This window comes from Streptomyces sp. NPDC050085, from assembly GCF_044460595.1.
Lineage (GTDB): Bacteria > Actinomycetota > Actinomycetes > Streptomycetales > Streptomycetaceae > Streptomyces.
On record NZ_JBITJZ010000001.1, the window covers coordinates 1,228,906 to 1,243,430 of the forward strand.

Genomic DNA, 14,525 nt, shown 5'->3' on the forward strand with positions numbered 1-14,525 from the left:
ACGGGCTGACGGGCTGACGGACTGACGGGCTTCAGTCGCGGGATCAGCCGCCGCCCAGCAGTGAGTCGAGGGCCGTGAGCGGGTCCGGGTGCGGATCGCCCCGGGGCCACCAGTCGTCGCGGCCCGCGTCCGACTCGTAGCCGTACCACAACCCGTCGCGGCCCAGGCGCAGTTGGACCGAGGACGTCGACAGGTGGTTGCGGCGGGGGCGGAACTCCGGGTGGCCCGTGGCGAGGAGTGCGGGACGTGCGCGGTCGAACGGGCCCGCCGGCGGGTCCCACTCCTCCTCCAGGACCGAGAGTCCGGCGAGACCGCCCTGGCGCCAGGCGGCGACCGCGCGGGCGAGGTCGGCCGGGGTGCGGCCCGTGCCGCGGGCCAGCGAGGCGTACAGGGTGCGCGTCGCCGCGGTGAGCCCGGAGCCGGGGTGGGCGGCGGCCAGGCGGACCGCGTCCTGCCAGGGGGTGAGCGCCGCGAGCGGGTCGACGCCCGTGGTGAGCAGGGCGTGCGCGCGGGCTGCGGCCTCCGTGGCGAGCAGGTCGAGCGCCAGCGGGTCGGGCGCACCGGGCGCCTGTGGGTAGGACGGCGGACGCTCGGGGTGGGCCGGGGCGGTGAACTCCGGTGGCAGCGGCGGGAGTCGGTCCGCGCGCGCGAAGGCGTCGCGCGCGGGCAGTGAGTCGAGGTCCTGCGCCTCGGCGGTGCGCTGTTCCTCCGCGGTGTGTGCCGCGTTGCGCCGGGTGAGGTCGGTGAGCAGTTCCTGCTCGCCGCGGCCGCGCAGCAGGAACAGGACGAAGGGGTCCTCGTCGATGATCCGCGCCGTCTGGTAGCAGAGCGCCGCCGCGTGCTTGCAGGGGTGCGCGCGGTCCGGGCAGGTGCACTCGGGGGTCAGGTCGTCGGCCACGGGCAGCAGGTCGACGGCGGCCGCGAGCGCGTGCGGCACGTCCTTGTCGAGCAGCGACGCCATGTGGTCGGGGCGGGCGGCGGCCGTCTCCAGGAAGCGGGTCCACTCCTCGTCCGAGAGGGTGCGCAGCCGCAGTTCGGCCCGGTAGGGGCGGGGGCGCGAGCCGTGGACGTACGCGACGACGCGGCCCGGGATGACCGTGATGGCGTCGACGTGCCCGCGGTCCGCGTAGCTGCGGCCGCGCGCGAGGCGGGCCGGGTCGAGGGAGGTGTCCTCCAGGGCGTCCACCCACGCGTTCCCCCACCAGGTCAGGGCGGGGCCGCCGACCGCCTCGCCGCCTGCCTCCGCCCGCGGCGGGAGTGGCGGGAAGGTGCGCCGGGTGTCGGTGTGCCGGGCCTGCGCCTGCTCACCGGCACCGGCGCGGCCGGGGATGTGCGCGGCGTGGTTCCTCGTGCGGGCGGGGCTCATGAGGACTCCCTCCGCAGCGAGACCAGGTCGGACAGCTCCCGGTCGGTCAGCTCGGTCAGGGCCGCCTCGCCCGAGCCGAGGACCGCGTCCGCCAACGCCCGCTTCGCCGCGAGCAGTTCGGCGATCTTGTCCTCGACGGTGCCCTCCGTGATGAGGCGGTGCACCTGGACCGGCTGGGTCTGGCCGATGCGGTAGGCGCGGTCGGTGGCCTGCTCCTCGACGGCCGGGTTCCACCAGCGGTCGAAGTGGATGACATGGCCCGCGCGCGTGAGGTTGAGCCCCGTGCCCGCCGCCTTCAGGGAGAGCAGGAACACCGGGACCTCGCCGGACTGGAAGCGGTCCACCATGCGCTCGCGCTCGGCGACCGGGGTGCCGCCGTGCAGCAGCTGGCTGGGGATGGCGCGGGCGGCCAGGTGGGTGGCGAGCAGCTTGGCCATGGACACGTACTGGGTGAAGACGAGGACGGCGGCGTCCTCGGCGACGATCGTGTCCAACAGCTCGTCGAGCAGGTCGAGTTTGCCGGAGCGGCCCGCCAGGCGCGGACGGCCGCTCTCGCTCTCCTTCAGGTACTGCGCGGGGTGGTTGCACACCTGCTTGAGGGAGGTGAGCAGCTTCATGACCAGGCCGCGCCGTGCGATGCCCTCGGCCGCCTCGATCTGCGCCATCGACTCGCGCACCACGGCCTCGTACAGCGAGGCCTGCTCGCGGGTGAGCGGCGCCGGATGGTCGGACTCGGTCTTCGGCGGCAGTTCGGGCACGATGCCCGGGTCGGACTTCTTGCGGCGCAGGATGAAGGGGCGCACGAGGCGGGACAGGCGCTCGATCGCCTCCGGGTTCACTCCTCCTTGTCCCTGCAGGGGGACCTCGCCCTCGACGGCTCGCGCGTGCCGGGCGCGGAACGCCTTGAGCGGGCCGAGCAGTCCCGGAGTCGTCCAGTCGAGCAGGGCCCACAGCTCGGAGAGGTTGTTCTCCACGGGGGTGCCGGTGAGCGCCACGCGCGCGGGGGCGTCGATCATGCGCAGGGCCTTCGCCGTCGCCGAGTTCGCGTTCTTGACGTGCTGGGCCTCGTCGGCGACGACCATGCCCCAGGTGTGGCCCGCGAGTTCGGCGGCGCGGGTGCGCAGCGTGCCGTACGTGGTGAGGATGAAGCCGCCCTCTTGTCCTTCCAGGGTGCGGTCGGTGCCGTGGAAGCGGCGCACGGGGACGCCGGGGGCGAACTTCCCGATCTCCCGCTGCCAGTTGCCGAGCAGGGAGGCCGGGCAGACGACGAGGGTGGGGGCCGGGCGGTCCCGGCGCAGGTGCAGGGCGATGAGGGTGACCGTCTTGCCGAGGCCCATGTCGTCGGCGAGGCAGCCGCCGAGGCCGAGCGAGGTCATGAGGTCGAGCCAGGCCAGACCGCGCAGTTGGTAGTCGCGCAGCGTCGCCTTGAGGGCCGCGGGCTGCTCCACGGTGTCGAGGCCCTGCGTGAGGCGGTCGCGCAGCTCCGCGAGGCGGCCGGTGGGCACGGCGGCGACGCGCTCCCCGTCGACCTCGGCCTCGCCGGTGAGCGCGACGGCCAGTGCGTCGACGGGCTGCAGCAGGCCGAGCTCCCGCTTGCGGGCCTTGCGGACGAGGTCGGGGTCGACGACGACCCACTGGTCGCGCAGCCGCACGACGGCGCGGTGCGACTCGGCGAGCCGGTCCATCTCGCGCTCGGTGAGCGGGTCCCCGTCGAGCGCCAACTGCCAGTTGAACGCGAGCAGTTCGTCGCTGTCGAAGAACGTCGTGCCGTCGGTGGCCGAGCCGGGCGCGGCCTGCGCGCGCACCACGGCCGTCGCGGTGAGCGAGCGGGCCAGCTCGCGCGGCCAGTGCACGGTGACCCCGGCCCGGGCGAGCCGGGCCGCGCCGGGCCCGAGCAGATCGATCAACTCGCTCTCGGTGAACGCGAGGACGTCCGGCACGTCCTGTTCGAGGAGCCGGCCGAGCGGCGGCCAGGCGGCGACGGCGCGGCGCACGGCGAGCACCGCGTCGATCCGGGCGCGCGGCCCGAAGTGGTCCCCTTCGGCGTCCCCCGACCACAGCTGCGCGGCGTCCACCACGCGCGTGGGGTCGGCGAGGCTGTGGACCTGGACGACGGCGGCCCCGGCGCGGCGCGCCCCCGGGTCGTCCGGCGACGCGTCGTCCTCCTCGGCCGCGTCGAACAGCGCCTCGTTCGACAGGTCGAGCCGCAGCGAGATGCGCACCCCCGCGTCGAGTCCGGCCGCCGCTTCGACGGCCCAGGGCCTGGCGTGCGGGATGTGCTGGGGCGCGGCCGCGGCGAACGGGGCGCCCGCCGCGTGGGCCGCCGCCGGGGTGCGCGGCAGCGTGTCCGCGACCGCGTCCAGGAACGCGCGGACCAGCGCCTCGGGGTCCGGCACCCGCACCGGTCTGCGGCCCGGCACCGGTGCGGCGAACCCCTCCGGGGGGAGCGCGGCGGCGATGCCCTTGATCTGCGCGACGTCGTCCGCGTCCAGCGGGCCCGCCCGCCACGCGTCGTGGTCGGAGGCGGTGAGCCCGGGCAGCAGCCGGCCGCGGGCGACGAGGTGCAGGGCGTGCGCGGCTGCGGCGCCCCAGGCGGCCGCGGCGGGGTGCGCGCCCCGGGTGCGGCGGGCCCGGACGAGGAGCGGCAGCGCGCGGGCGACCGGCAGCACGAGCGCGGGCACCTTGCGGCTGCGCACGCCGGAGCCGTGCGGCCGCACCACCGTGATCTCCTCGTCGGCTCCGGGGAAACCCGCGCCGTCCGGCGAGAAGAAGGCGACCTTCCCCTCGCGCGGCAGCGGTGCGGGCAGGAACAGGGCGGCGGCGCCGAGAGCGACACCGGGCGGCCCCGCCATGCCTGACGGCTCGGTCACCACACCACCTCCCTCTCCGCTCACCCGACTCATGCCTGTACGTCCGCTACGACCTTACGGGCCGGGTCCGACAATCCTTGATCCGCGCCCGGGGTGACAATGTCCATGATCCGTACCGAGTCCTCAGGAACAGGCTGAACCATGGGTGATCTGCTTCTCGTCCGACATGGTGAGACCGAGTGGGCGCTGACCGGCCAGCACACCGGTCTGACCGACATCCCGCTCACCGACAACGGCCGCGAAGAGGCGCGCAGGGTGGCGCCGCTCGTCGGCAGTTACCACGTGGGGGCCGTCTTCGTGAGCCCCCTGAAGCGGGCCCGCGAGACCGCCGAACTCGCGGGGCTGCGGCGCTACACCGTCGATCCGGACCTGCTCGAATGGGACTACGGCGCCTACGAGGGCGTCACCACGCGTGAGATCCAGCAGACCCGTCCCGACTGGTACCTGTTCGACGACGGGGTGCCGCCGGGGCCGCCGGAGCATCCCGGTGAGACACCGGAGCAGGTGGGGGCGCGGGCCGACCGGATGCTGTCGAAGGTCGACGCGGCGCTCTCCAACAACGAGGGCAGCGTCGTCCTCGTCTCGCACAGTCACTTCCTGCGGGTCCTGACCGCGCGGCGGCTCGGCCTGCCCCCGTCGGGCGGCTCGCACTTCCTGCTGGCGACGGGCACGGTGAGCCGACTGACCTTCGAGCACGGCCGACCGGTGATCTCGGGCTGGAACCTGCGGCCCTGAACTCCCTGGTCGGCGGCCGTTGTCAGTGCCGTCGTGCACCATCGTCGACAAGGACCGATCGGCTGGGGCTTCTGATCGTCCAGGAAGTCCGATCGTCCAGGAAGTCCGATCGTCCAGGAAGTCTGATCGTCGAGCAAGGCCGAGGAGACGGAGGTGTGTGGTGACCCGACCGCCGACCGCCGCGCAGCGGCGCATCATCGAGGCCGCCGACCCGGAGACGGGCCGGATCAGCGGCAGCGCGGCCCAGCTGGCGCGGCTCGTCGTGCTGAAGCTGGCGTTCCGGCATCCGCGGCCGCCGCACGAGCACTTCCTCACGCCGCAGGGCCACCGCCTGCGCGAGACGGCACCCGAGCAGGCACCTCCCGAGCACCGGCCGGCCGCGTCCGACGGCGTGTTCACGGCCCGGCTCGGCGGTGAGCCGGGCACCGCGCCTTCCGCGGCCCGCGCGCGCGAGGTGCGCACGGCCTGGCAGGGGCTCCTGGAGATACGCCGGATGACCAATCCCGGCGGCGCCGTCGACCGGCCCTGCGCCTGGGAACGCGGCCGTCTCGCGCACGCGGCGGCGCTCGCCCTGGAGGCAGCGGGCCGCACCCCGGCGGGCGAGACGGAGCCCGGCTACCGGGTCACGGAGACCCCGCAGCCGGAGGCCGTCGCCGTGCACCACGTCGATCCGGCGGCCCTGGCCGCCTGCGCGAGCGCGCTGCAGGAGGCGGGCTGGCAGGTCAGCGAGCATGCGGCGGCGCGCGGTGCCCGGTATCTGCTGGCCTCGCCCAGACGCACGTAGAGGCACCGGCGGCACGGCCGGAATGCCGGTCGGAATGCCGGGCGGATCCGGCACGTTGCACCCTTCGAAGACACCTGAGCAAGCGCTCAGCCCACCGCCGAAAGGAACGTCGTGACAGAGCCGTTTTCCGTCCGGATCGAGGTCCGTGGATACGAGACCGACTCACAGGGACACCTCAACCAGGCGGTCTATCTGCAGTACGCGGAGCACGCGCGCTGGTCGATCCTGCGGCACGGCGGCATCGAGCAGCGCGACCTGCTGGAGCGCGGGGTCGGCCCGGTCGCCCTGGAGACGAACATCCGCTATCTGCGGGAGCTGCGCGCCGGTGACCAGGTGGACGTGGAGTGCGTCTTCGAGTGGGGCGAGGGCAAGACGTTCCGCATCCGGCAGACGGTGCGCAAGACCGACGGCACCGTGTCGGCCGAAGTGACCGCGGTCGGCGGCCTGTTGGACCTCACCGCGCGCAAGCTGGTCAAGGACCCGAAGGTGCTGTTCAAGGAGCTGGCGACGGACCCGGGCGTCTTCGGCCTGTAGCCACGGACACCCGGGTGCGGCGCCCGTCCCTACGCGAAGGCGTCCTGGTGTGCGCGCATCCACTGCTCGAAGGTGCGCGGCGCCCGCCCGAGCACCTGCTGGACGTCGTCGGTGACGACGGCGTTGCCGCCCGCCCGGACGAAGTCGAGACCTTCGAGGACGTCGTCCGCGCCCGCCTCCGGCACTCCGGAGGCGATCACGGAGGCGCGGGACTCCTCCCGGGACAGCCCGACCCATGCGACGTCCCTGCCGAGGACCTTGCCGGCGACCGCGGCCATGTCCGGCGTCGACAGCGCCTGCGGTCCGGTCAGTGTGTACGTACGTCCGTGGTGGCCGTCGGCGAGAAGGGACTCGACGGCGACGGCCGAGACGTCGGCCGGATCGACGACGCCCTGGGCGCCGCCGCCGTACTGGTCGGGCACGGGGCGGCCGGCCTTGATCTCGCCCGCCCACCACAGGAAGTTGGCGGCGAAGGTCGAGGGGCGCAGCACCGTCCACTCCAACGGGCCGTCCCGCAGGGCCTGTTCACCGGGGACGTGCCAGGCGCTGAAGCGGCCCGCCGCCGCGTCGCCGGTCGCGATCGCGGACAGTTTGACCGCGCGCCGCACGCCCGCCGCCTCGGCGGCCGCGAGCAGGGCCTTGTCGTGTGCGCCGGGGGCCGCGGTGCCGATGACGTTGACCATGAACACGGCGTCGGCGCCGGACACGGCCGCCGCGAGCGAGTCGGGGTCGTCGTAGTCACCGCGTACGACCTGTGTGGCGGGTCCGAACCCGGCGCGTGCCGGGTCGCGGGTCAAGGCGCGGTGCGGGACGCCGCGTGCGGCGAGGAGGCGGACGATTTCGCTGCCGATGGTGCCGGTGGCACCGGTGATGAGGATCATGCGCTCCACGCTGCCGCCGAACTCCCGGTCCCGGATAGGAAAATCCGGCACGCTTCCGCCGCCCGTACCCCGCCCCGCCTGGTTACCGTGGAGCGGTGACCACGGCGACCGAACCCGACACCAGGACAGACACCGATCCCGGCATCGGGAGGGATCCCTCCGTCGTCGACCTCGTACGGCAGAAGGCGATCCGGACGGCGGCCGGGGCCTCCCAGGTGCCGGCGCGTCTGGTCGAGCCGCCCGCCGCGCTGCGCCCCTGGATCAGCGACGTCGGGGTCACCGAGCACGACCCCGACGGGCCGCGTTCGGTGACGCACGCGCCGGACGCGGCGGTGCGCGTGGTGCTGCGGACACTGCCGGGTGGCGGCAGTGAGGTCCTGGCGGTCGGGCCGCGCACCCGGGCCTCGTACAACAGCGGCTCGTGGCTGCCGCGCTGTCTCGATCTGCGGGTTCTTCCCGGCGCTGCACGGCAGTTGCTCGGTGTGTCCGCGCGGGAGCTGGTGGGCCGCGTGGTGCCGCTGGCCGCGCTGCCCGGCGGGGCCGCGGGCCGCATCGCTCGGGACCTGGCCCGCATCGGCGACGACGCGCCGGTGGACGAGGCGCTGTCCGTACTGGCCGAGTTGCTGCCGCCCGCGTTCACGCCGCGCGACCCGCTCGACCGTTCCCGTGCGGCCCTGGTGGGTGCGGCGATCGATGCGCTCTCCACCCGCCCCGGTCGCCCGCGCCCCGCGTCCGTCCCCGATGTGGCCCGCGAACTGGCGGTGAGCGAGCGCCAGTTGAGGAACCTGTTCACCGATGACGTGGGCCTGTCCCCCAAACACTTCGCCCGCATCGACCGGGCCCGCCAGCTGCTCGCCACAGCCGCGGCCGAGCCCGCCGCCGCGGTGCCCTGGGCGGGCCTGGCCCAGGCGACCGGCTACTACGACCAGTCGCACATGACCGCCGAGTTCCGCGCCCTGTTCGGCGTGGCGCCCAAGGCGTTCGTCACCGGCCGGCTCCCGGCGAGCAGCCCGTGCCCGTCTCGAGCAGGACGCTGAAATCCGCCGCTACCCTCCAGGATTCATGGACTTCCACGTACGTTCCTACGCCCATCCCGATGCCGTGTCGCTCAGCGATCAGGTGCAGGCCGTGTACCGGGCACGCTTCGGGTCCGGCGACGTCACGCCGCTGCTGCCGACGCATTTCGACCCGCCGGACGGCCTGTTCCTCATCGCGTACGACACCGGGGAACCCGTGGCCTGCGGCGGCTGGCGGGCCCAGCAGCAGGACGCGCAGGGGTACGCGGACGGGGACGCCGAACTGAAGCGGATGTTCGTGGTGGAGCGGGCACGCGGCAAGGGTCTCGCCCGCCGGATCCTGGCGGCCCTGGAGGACAGCGCCGCACGCGCGGGACGCACACGGATGGTCCTGGAGACCGGGGCGCCGCTGACCGAGGCGATCGGCCTGTACGAGTCGAGCGGCTACCGCCCGACCGACCCGTTCGGCGTGTACCGCTGCCACGAGGACAGCCGCTTCTACGCCAAGTCGCTTACCGGCCAGGCTGGTTGACCCGGATCGCCGTTCGCCCCACCTCCTTTCACCGATCCCTCCTTGACGGGTATACGTCATCCCGAATCTCTGGTAGGAAACCTTCCTAACAGTCGACGGAACGACGAACTCCCTCTAGGAGGACCCGTGTCCACCCCCCACATACGCACCTCCCGTCGCACACTCCTCGCCCTGCTCGGCGCCTCGGTCGTCGCGGCACCCCTGCTCTCCACCGAGGTCGCGGGCGCCGCTCCCCGCGCGGCCGCCGCGAGCGGGCTCGACGACCCGGCGAAGAAGGAGATCGCCATGCAGCTGGTGTCGAGCGCGGAGAACTCCTCGCTCGACTGGAAGGCCCAGTACAAGTACATCGAGGACATCGGCGACGGCCGTGGCTACACCGCCGGGATCATCGGCTTCTGTTCCGGCACCGGCGACATGCTCGACCTCGTCGAGCTCTACGCCGACCGCAAGCCCGGCAACGTCCTGGCGAAGTACCTGCCCGCGCTGCGCGACGTGAACGGCAGCGACTCGCACGACGGGCTCGACCCGAACTTCCCCAGGGACTGGGCGAAGGCCGCCCGGGACAGCGCCTTCCAGCAGGCCCAGAACGACGAGCGCGACCGGGTCTACTTCAACCCGGCGGTCCAGCAGGGAAAGGCCGACGGGATCGGCACGCTCGGCCAGTTCACGTACTACGACGCCATCGTGATGCACGGCGACGGCTCCGACCCCACCAGCTTCCGCAGCATCCGCAAGCGCGCCCTCGGCAAGGCGAAGCCGCCCGCGCAGGGCGGCGACGAGGTCACCTGGCTGAACGCCTTCCTCGACGCGCGGGTGTGGGCGATGAAGCAGGAGGAGGCGCACAGCGACACCAGCCGGGTCGACACGGAACAGCGGGTCTTCCTGCAGAAGAGGAACCTGAACCTGGATCCGCCGCTGGACTGGAAGGTGTACGGGGACCCGTACCACATCGGCTGACGGCTCCGGGCGCGAGGCGTGCGTGCACCGCACCGCACCGCACCGCACCGCACCGAGCACGCCTCGCGCCCGTCAGCCGATGGTGACCACCCGCGCCCAACTGGGCGGCGGTGTCCGGTCGTAGTGGCCGGGGCGGTGGAACAGGCCGACCACCGTGCGGCAGGGCGGCTGCACGGCGGGCCACGGGGTCCAGCCGTCCGTGAGGGCGACGATCACGTCCGGGCCGTGGCCCGAGCGCAGGGCCCGGGCGAAGCCGGAGCGCAGGTCCGTCCCGCCGCCACCGATCAGTTCGAGGTGCTCGGCACGGCAGAGCGACGCGGCGACGCCCGCCGCCGCGTCGCAGGAGATCACCGAGACCAGGTCGCGCCGGCCGCCCACCGCCCGGGCGATCGCCGCCACTTCGAGGAGCGCGCTGCCGAGTTCGGCGTCGCTCACCGACCCGGAGGTGTCGATCACCACGCAGACCCGGGGCGGCACCCGGCGCAGGCTCGGCAGCAGCACCCGGGGGACGCTGGCCGAGCGCCGCGAGGGGCGGCGGTAGCTGTGGTTCTCCCCGCCGCCGGGGCCGCTCGCCGCCGAGCGGAGCGCCGCCCCCAGCAACTCCCGCCACGGCTGCGGCGGATGGAACGCCTCCGCCGCCCAGCGCCGCCACCCCTGCGGCGCGTCGCCCGGCCTCCCGCTGATCGCCTCCGCGACCCGGAACCGCACCGCGTCCCGCTGCTGCCGCGTCAGCCCCCGCGCCCCTTCGGGCCCCAGCTCCCACGACCGGGCCCTGCCGTCCGCGCCGCTGCCGCAGTCCAGCCAGGCCAGGTCCGAGGCGAGCCCGGACATCGACGCCGTACGCAGGTACTCCTCCATCAGCAGGCCGTTGCGCAGCCCCAACATGCCCGGCGTGACCGCCCCTTGGGGCCGGGGCAGCCCCTCGCCGTAGATGTCGTCGTTGATCTCGAAGTCGGCGGCGATGTTCCTGCGCGTCGCCTCTCCCGGCCCGAACTCGTCGTTCTGGCGGGCGTAGCGCTCGCTCCGCCCGTGGTGGTCACGGAGCAGATGGGACACCTCGTGCACCCAGACCCCCGCCAGTTCCTCGACGGGCATACGGGCCACGAAGGCGGGTGAGACGTAGCAGCGCCAGTACTTGTCGACCCCCATCGTCGGTACGGTCCGGTCCTCCACGACGTGCAGCGCGAAGAGGGCGGCGGCCAGATAGGGCCGGACCTGCACGGCATGCAGCCGGGCGGCGAACAACTTCTCGCGGTCCAGCGGGAGTTCGGGCCCGCTGAGCTGCCCGCGCCGCCTCTGCCGTCCTGGCTGTCCGGGGTTCGTCTCCCGCGGCGGGCGAGGGCGCGGGGGCGCCGGTTTCGCCCGCGTCATCGGCCCACGACCTGCGCGCGCTGCACCGACCGGTCCGCCCGCTGGAACAGCCCCACGACCCCGGCCAGGCGCGACACGGCCCCCGGCACCTCCCAGTCGTCGCGGCGCAGCCCGGCCAGTGCCGTCGCCGGTGCGACCAGCAGGTCCGGGGCTCCGGTCTCCAACGCCCGTACGAGTACGGCCCAGGCGGCGTCCCACCGGTCCCGCTCGGGCCGCGCCCCGACGGCGGCGACCACGGCCTCCAGTGCCGCCTGCCGCAGATCGCCGCGTTCCGGCAGCTCGGCCGTGGGCGGGTCGGCGAGCAGGGACTCCGGGTCCGGCAGGTCCAACCGGTCGAGGTGGGCGAGGAGTTCGAGCCCGGGACCGTCCCCCACCGCGCCCCGCACCAGCAGGGCGAGCACTTCGCGGGAGACAGAGGCGGCCGTGCCGAACGCCAGCAGGGTCAGCGCCGCCTCCCAGCTGCGGGGCGAGGGCCAGGCACCACCGCGCCGCACCTCGGAGTCGGGCAGTCGGTGGATCAGCGTCGGCCGGGCCGCGAGGAAGCCGCAGACCGCACGCCGGGCGAGCGCCACGGCCTCCGGCAGCAACTCGGGGTCCAGGCACGGCAGTTCGGCGCGGGGCCAGACCCCGCCGAGGCCGCGCACCACCACGTCCTGGTCGTGCACCCAATGGAGGTGGACGAACCGGTTGGCCAGCGGCGGGCTCAGTTCCCACCCGTCGGCCGCCGACGCCCGGGGGTTGGCGGCCGCCACGATCCTTACGCCGGGAGGCAGTTGGAGCGCTCCGACGCGGCGCTCCAGGACGACACGGAGCAGCGCGGCCTGCACGGCCGGGGTGGCGGTGGACAGTTCGTCGAGGAAGAGCAGCCCCCGTCCGGCCCGTACGAGCTCCACGGCCCACTGCGGCGGAGCCATCGGCACGCCTTGGACCGCAGGGTCGTCGCCCACGATGGGCAGCCCGGAGAAGTCGGACGGCTCGTGCACGCTGGCGATGACGGTCGTGAGCGGCAGGTCGAGCGATGCGGCGAGCTGGGTGAGCGCCGCGGTCTTGCCGATGCCCGGTTCGCCCCACAGCAGCACGGGGAGATCGGCGGCGACCGCGAGGGTGAGCGCTTCGAGCTGCTCGTCGGGGCGCGGCTCGGTTCGGGTGTTCCGCAGCAGGCCCAAGAGGGCGTCGGCGACGGCGAGTTGGGGGTCGGTACCGGGCAGGGGCAGAAGGGTGGCGGAGGTCATGGGCATCACCTGGGGAGGTCGAAGGAACGGATCAAGGCAAGACAAGGCGGGACAGCACCCAGCCCCGTAGGACCGTCAGGACTTCAGGACTTCAGGACTTCAGCGGCAGTAGCGCGGCCTGTTCCTGCTCACGCGCTTGTTCCACAGCACCGATGGAGCGAAGCGGGCCCGGCCACGTGGACAGCGGGTCAACTCCGCGTCCGCGGCAGGGTGTTCGGTGTCGGCGAGCCCCGCGCGGAACAGGCCCTGGTCGACGCGGCCCGACGCGGCGGACTCCAGGGCGTCGCGCAGCGGCCCGTCGCGCAGGACCGCGGCGGGGCCGAGCAGTCCCTCGACCACGGCCAGCGCCCCGGCGAGGTCACCGTGGCCGAGCCGTTCGCGTACGGCGGGCAGCGCCTCGGGGCTGCGGTGCACGGTGTCGATCGCCCGTACGCAGGGCAGCGCCGGGCCGCCGAGCGCCACCAGGAGGTCCTCGCGCCGCAGTTGGTCCGGGTCGTGGTCGACCGCGGTCAGCACGCCGTCCCGCAGCGCGATGCGGTGGACCTCGCCCCGGCACTCCACCCGGTGCGGATCACCGGGCTCGGGGGCGGCCTGCGTGAGGGGTGCGCCGCGGGGCGCGAGGGCCGCGGCGACCAGGGGGTGCAGTCGGCCGGCGTCGATCAGACCGGCCCGCAGCAGCTCCAGGTCCGGCGGGACCCTGGTCGCAGCCTCCGGCAGGACCGGGAGCGCGTCGAGCCGCTGCCGCGAGGGTACGCCGGGCAGCGGGCGGCACGTCGGGGCATGGGTGTCGTCCGGTGCGACGAGTTCGAAGGCGCCACGGCGGCGCGCGTCGAACCGGACGATGAAGGCCCCGCGCGGGTCCAACCCTGCGGCACGCAGCAGCAGTTCGGCCTCGTCCGCCCAGCGAGGCACGGCCCGGACGGCCAGTTCACCGCTGCGTCCGGCGTCCCAGAGGTGCCGGTGCAGATCGAGCCGGAACCGCCGGTCGGGATGGGGGTGCGGGTGCGGATGCGGCCGGCCGCCTGGGGCGCCGCGCATCGACCCGTTCCACAGGGTGAGGGACACGCGCTGTCCCGCGTCCGCCCGGACCGGTGGTGTCCGCACGACCAGGTGCGTCGGCGGGACGGCGCTGCAACTCCCGTACCGCACAAGGGAGATGGTGAGGCCGGGGCGGAGCCGTCCGTCGGGGGCGGTCCTGGGCAGGTGCCAGCGCAGCAGATCGGGCGCGAGGCTGCGCAGGTCCGCGCGCAGGCGGTGCAGGAGGTCGGTGCCGTGCTGTCGGGCCACGGCGCGCAGATCGAGATCGACGTCGATGCGGGCAGCGGCGCAGGCGCCGGCCCAGTCGCCGACGGCGCGCCGCGCGGTCGCGGTCTCGATCATGGACGGTGGCACGGCGTACTCGCGTACGCGCTGCCACATCAACAGGCGGGGTGGAATCCCGTCCGCGAACGGCGGTGAGAGGGCTGCCATCAGCACTCACCTTGCGCGAACGAGTCCCCCGATCCGTACGAGAAGGAGTTCATCATCACCGTCACCGTAACCATGACGGCGATGACCTGTCACCCCCATTTGAACGGTCCCCTACCGTGGTACCACCTTCTCCAGGTCGTCCACCGACCCCGCCATGATCAGCCGGGCGTGCTCGGTGATGTGCTCCAACGGCCAGTCCCACCAGGCCAGTTGGAGCAGCCGCTCGACGACGTCCGGGGTGAACCGGGTGCGGATCACGCGGGTCGGGTTGCCGCCCACGATCGCGTACGGCGGGACGTCGTCCGTGACGACCGAGCCCGTCGCGACGATCGCGCCGTGGCCGATCGTGACGCCCGGCATCACGGTGACCCCGTTGCCGAACCAGACGTCGTGGCCGACGGTCGTGTCGCCGCGGCCCGGAAGGTTCGTGATCAGGTCGAAGTGGTCCGCCCAGGCTCCGCCCATGATCGGGAACGGGAACGTGGACGGGCCGTCCATGCGGTGGTTGGCGCCGTTCATGACGAAGCGGACGCCGGTGCCGAGCGCGCAGAAGCGGCCGATGCGCAGCTTCTCCGGCCCGTAGTGGTACAGCACGTTGCGGGTCTGGAACTCGGTGGGCGCGTCCGGGTCGTCGTAGTACGTGAACTCGCCCACCTCGATCAACTCCGAGGTGATCAGCGGCTTCAGGAGCACTACGCGCTCCTGTCCTGGCATGGGGTGCAGGGTCGTCGGGTCGGGGGGTGTCGGTGCCATGGCTTCGATCTTCATCGCAACCGC

The 14,525-nt window shown here is 73.8% G+C and carries 13 protein-coding genes; 6 read left to right on the top strand and 7 right to left on the bottom strand.

Annotation, left to right across the window (positions count from 1 at the left end; translation table 11 throughout):
- Positions 1-43 precede the first annotated feature (43 nt).
- Positions 44-1,366 carry an SWIM zinc finger family protein gene (locus ACIBUY_RS05250; RefSeq protein ID WP_399151858.1) on the bottom strand — a complete coding sequence of 441 codons (1,323 nt, stop codon included), beginning with the start codon at positions 1,364-1,366 and terminating at the stop codon, positions 44-46.
- Positions 1,363-4,218, bottom strand: coding sequence for a DEAD/DEAH box helicase (locus tag ACIBUY_RS05255; RefSeq protein ID WP_399152160.1), 2,856 nt, complete (start codon positions 4,216-4,218; stop codon positions 1,363-1,365). Before ACIBUY_RS05255 ends, ACIBUY_RS05250 begins: the two co-directional genes overlap by 4 nt.
- 159 nt (positions 4,219-4,377) lie before the next feature.
- Between ACIBUY_RS05255 and ACIBUY_RS05260 the strand changes: the two genes are divergently transcribed.
- The 3 genes from ACIBUY_RS05260 to ACIBUY_RS05270 all read left to right on the top strand — a co-directional run bounded on the left by ACIBUY_RS05260 (position 4,378) and on the right by ACIBUY_RS05270 (position 6,289).
- Positions 4,378-4,971 carry a histidine phosphatase family protein gene (locus ACIBUY_RS05260; protein ID WP_365579011.1) on the top strand — a complete coding sequence of 198 codons (594 nt, stop codon included), beginning with the start codon at positions 4,378-4,380 and terminating at the stop codon, positions 4,969-4,971.
- Between the two features lie 160 nt (positions 4,972-5,131).
- A complete protein-coding gene (locus ACIBUY_RS05265) occupies positions 5,132-5,755 on the top strand; it encodes a hypothetical protein (protein ID WP_399151859.1) in 624 nt (207 codons plus the stop codon).
- Positions 5,756-5,866: 111 nt separating this feature from the next.
- Positions 5,867-6,289, top strand: coding sequence for an acyl-CoA thioesterase (locus tag ACIBUY_RS05270; RefSeq protein WP_365579015.1), 423 nt, complete (start codon positions 5,867-5,869; stop codon positions 6,287-6,289).
- Positions 6,290-6,318: 29 nt separating this feature from the next.
- On the opposite strand, the gene ACIBUY_RS05275 is transcribed toward ACIBUY_RS05270, so the two are convergent.
- Positions 6,319-7,221 (bottom strand): NAD(P)H-binding protein, encoded by a 903-nt coding sequence (locus ACIBUY_RS05275; protein WP_399151860.1) that lies wholly within the window; start codon positions 7,219-7,221, stop codon positions 6,319-6,321.
- A 44-nt stretch (positions 7,222-7,265) separates the two neighbouring features.
- Here ACIBUY_RS05275 and ACIBUY_RS05280 point away from each other — a divergent pair, with 44 nt between their 5' ends.
- The 3 genes from ACIBUY_RS05280 (at position 7,266) to ACIBUY_RS05290 (ending at position 9,675) form a co-directional block, all read left to right on the top strand.
- Positions 7,266-8,207 carry a helix-turn-helix transcriptional regulator gene (locus ACIBUY_RS05280; protein WP_399151861.1) on the top strand — a complete coding sequence of 314 codons (942 nt, stop codon included), beginning with the start codon at positions 7,266-7,268 and terminating at the stop codon, positions 8,205-8,207.
- A 25-nt stretch (positions 8,208-8,232) separates the two neighbouring features.
- The gene (locus ACIBUY_RS05285; protein ID WP_365579021.1) at positions 8,233-8,718 is read left to right on the top strand and encodes a GNAT family N-acetyltransferase; all 486 of its coding nucleotides are present in this window, start codon (positions 8,233-8,235) and stop codon (positions 8,716-8,718) included.
- Positions 8,719-8,844: 126 nt separating this feature from the next.
- Positions 8,845-9,675: a chitosanase gene (locus tag ACIBUY_RS05290; RefSeq protein ID WP_399151862.1), complete on the top strand. Its 831-nt coding sequence runs from the start codon at positions 8,845-8,847 to the stop codon at positions 9,673-9,675.
- A gap of 72 nt (positions 9,676-9,747) precedes the next feature.
- On the opposite strand, the gene ACIBUY_RS05295 is transcribed toward ACIBUY_RS05290, so the two are convergent.
- The 4 genes from ACIBUY_RS05295 to ACIBUY_RS05310 all read right to left on the bottom strand — a co-directional run bounded on the left by ACIBUY_RS05295 (position 9,748) and on the right by ACIBUY_RS05310 (position 14,501).
- Positions 9,748-11,046 (bottom strand): VWA-like domain-containing protein, encoded by a 1,299-nt coding sequence (locus ACIBUY_RS05295; RefSeq protein WP_365579025.1) that lies wholly within the window; start codon positions 11,044-11,046, stop codon positions 9,748-9,750.
- Positions 11,043-12,278: an AAA family ATPase gene (locus tag ACIBUY_RS05300; protein ID WP_399151863.1), complete on the bottom strand. Its 1,236-nt coding sequence runs from the start codon at positions 12,276-12,278 to the stop codon at positions 11,043-11,045. The genes ACIBUY_RS05295 and ACIBUY_RS05300 overlap by 4 nt, the downstream gene beginning before the upstream one ends.
- A gap of 99 nt (positions 12,279-12,377) precedes the next feature.
- Positions 12,378-13,748, bottom strand: coding sequence for a hypothetical protein (locus tag ACIBUY_RS05305; RefSeq protein ID WP_399151864.1), 1,371 nt, complete (start codon positions 13,746-13,748; stop codon positions 12,378-12,380).
- A 111-nt stretch (positions 13,749-13,859) separates the two neighbouring features.
- On the bottom strand, positions 13,860-14,501 hold the full coding sequence (locus ACIBUY_RS05310; RefSeq protein WP_399151865.1) for a CatB-related O-acetyltransferase: 642 nt from the start codon (positions 14,499-14,501) through the stop codon (positions 13,860-13,862).
- Between the last annotated feature and the right edge of the window lie 24 nt (positions 14,502-14,525).

Excerpts from the sequence above, each read along its gene's own strand:
- ACIBUY_RS05285 (WP_365579021.1), top strand. The coding sequence starts at position 8,233 with ATGGACTTCCACGTACGTTCCTACGCCCATCCCGATGCCGTGTCGCTC.
- ACIBUY_RS05300 (WP_399151863.1), bottom strand. The coding sequence starts at position 12,278 with ATGACCTCCGCCACCCTTCTGCCCCTGCCCGGTACCGACCCCCAACTC.
- ACIBUY_RS05255 (WP_399152160.1), bottom strand. The coding sequence starts at position 4,218 with ATGGCGGGGCCGCCCGGTGTCGCTCTCGGCGCCGCCGCCCTGTTCCTG.
- ACIBUY_RS05260 (WP_365579011.1), top strand. The coding sequence starts at position 4,378 with ATGGGTGATCTGCTTCTCGTCCGACATGGTGAGACCGAGTGGGCGCTG.
- ACIBUY_RS05250 (WP_399151858.1), bottom strand. The coding sequence starts at position 1,366 with ATGAGCCCCGCCCGCACGAGGAACCACGCCGCGCACATCCCCGGCCGC.
- ACIBUY_RS05310 (WP_399151865.1), bottom strand. The coding sequence starts at position 14,501 with ATGGCACCGACACCCCCCGACCCGACGACCCTGCACCCCATGCCAGGA.
- ACIBUY_RS05305 (WP_399151864.1), bottom strand. The coding sequence starts at position 13,748 with ATGGCAGCCCTCTCACCGCCGTTCGCGGACGGGATTCCACCCCGCCTG.
- ACIBUY_RS05295 (WP_365579025.1), bottom strand. The coding sequence starts at position 11,046 with ATGACGCGGGCGAAACCGGCGCCCCCGCGCCCTCGCCCGCCGCGGGAG.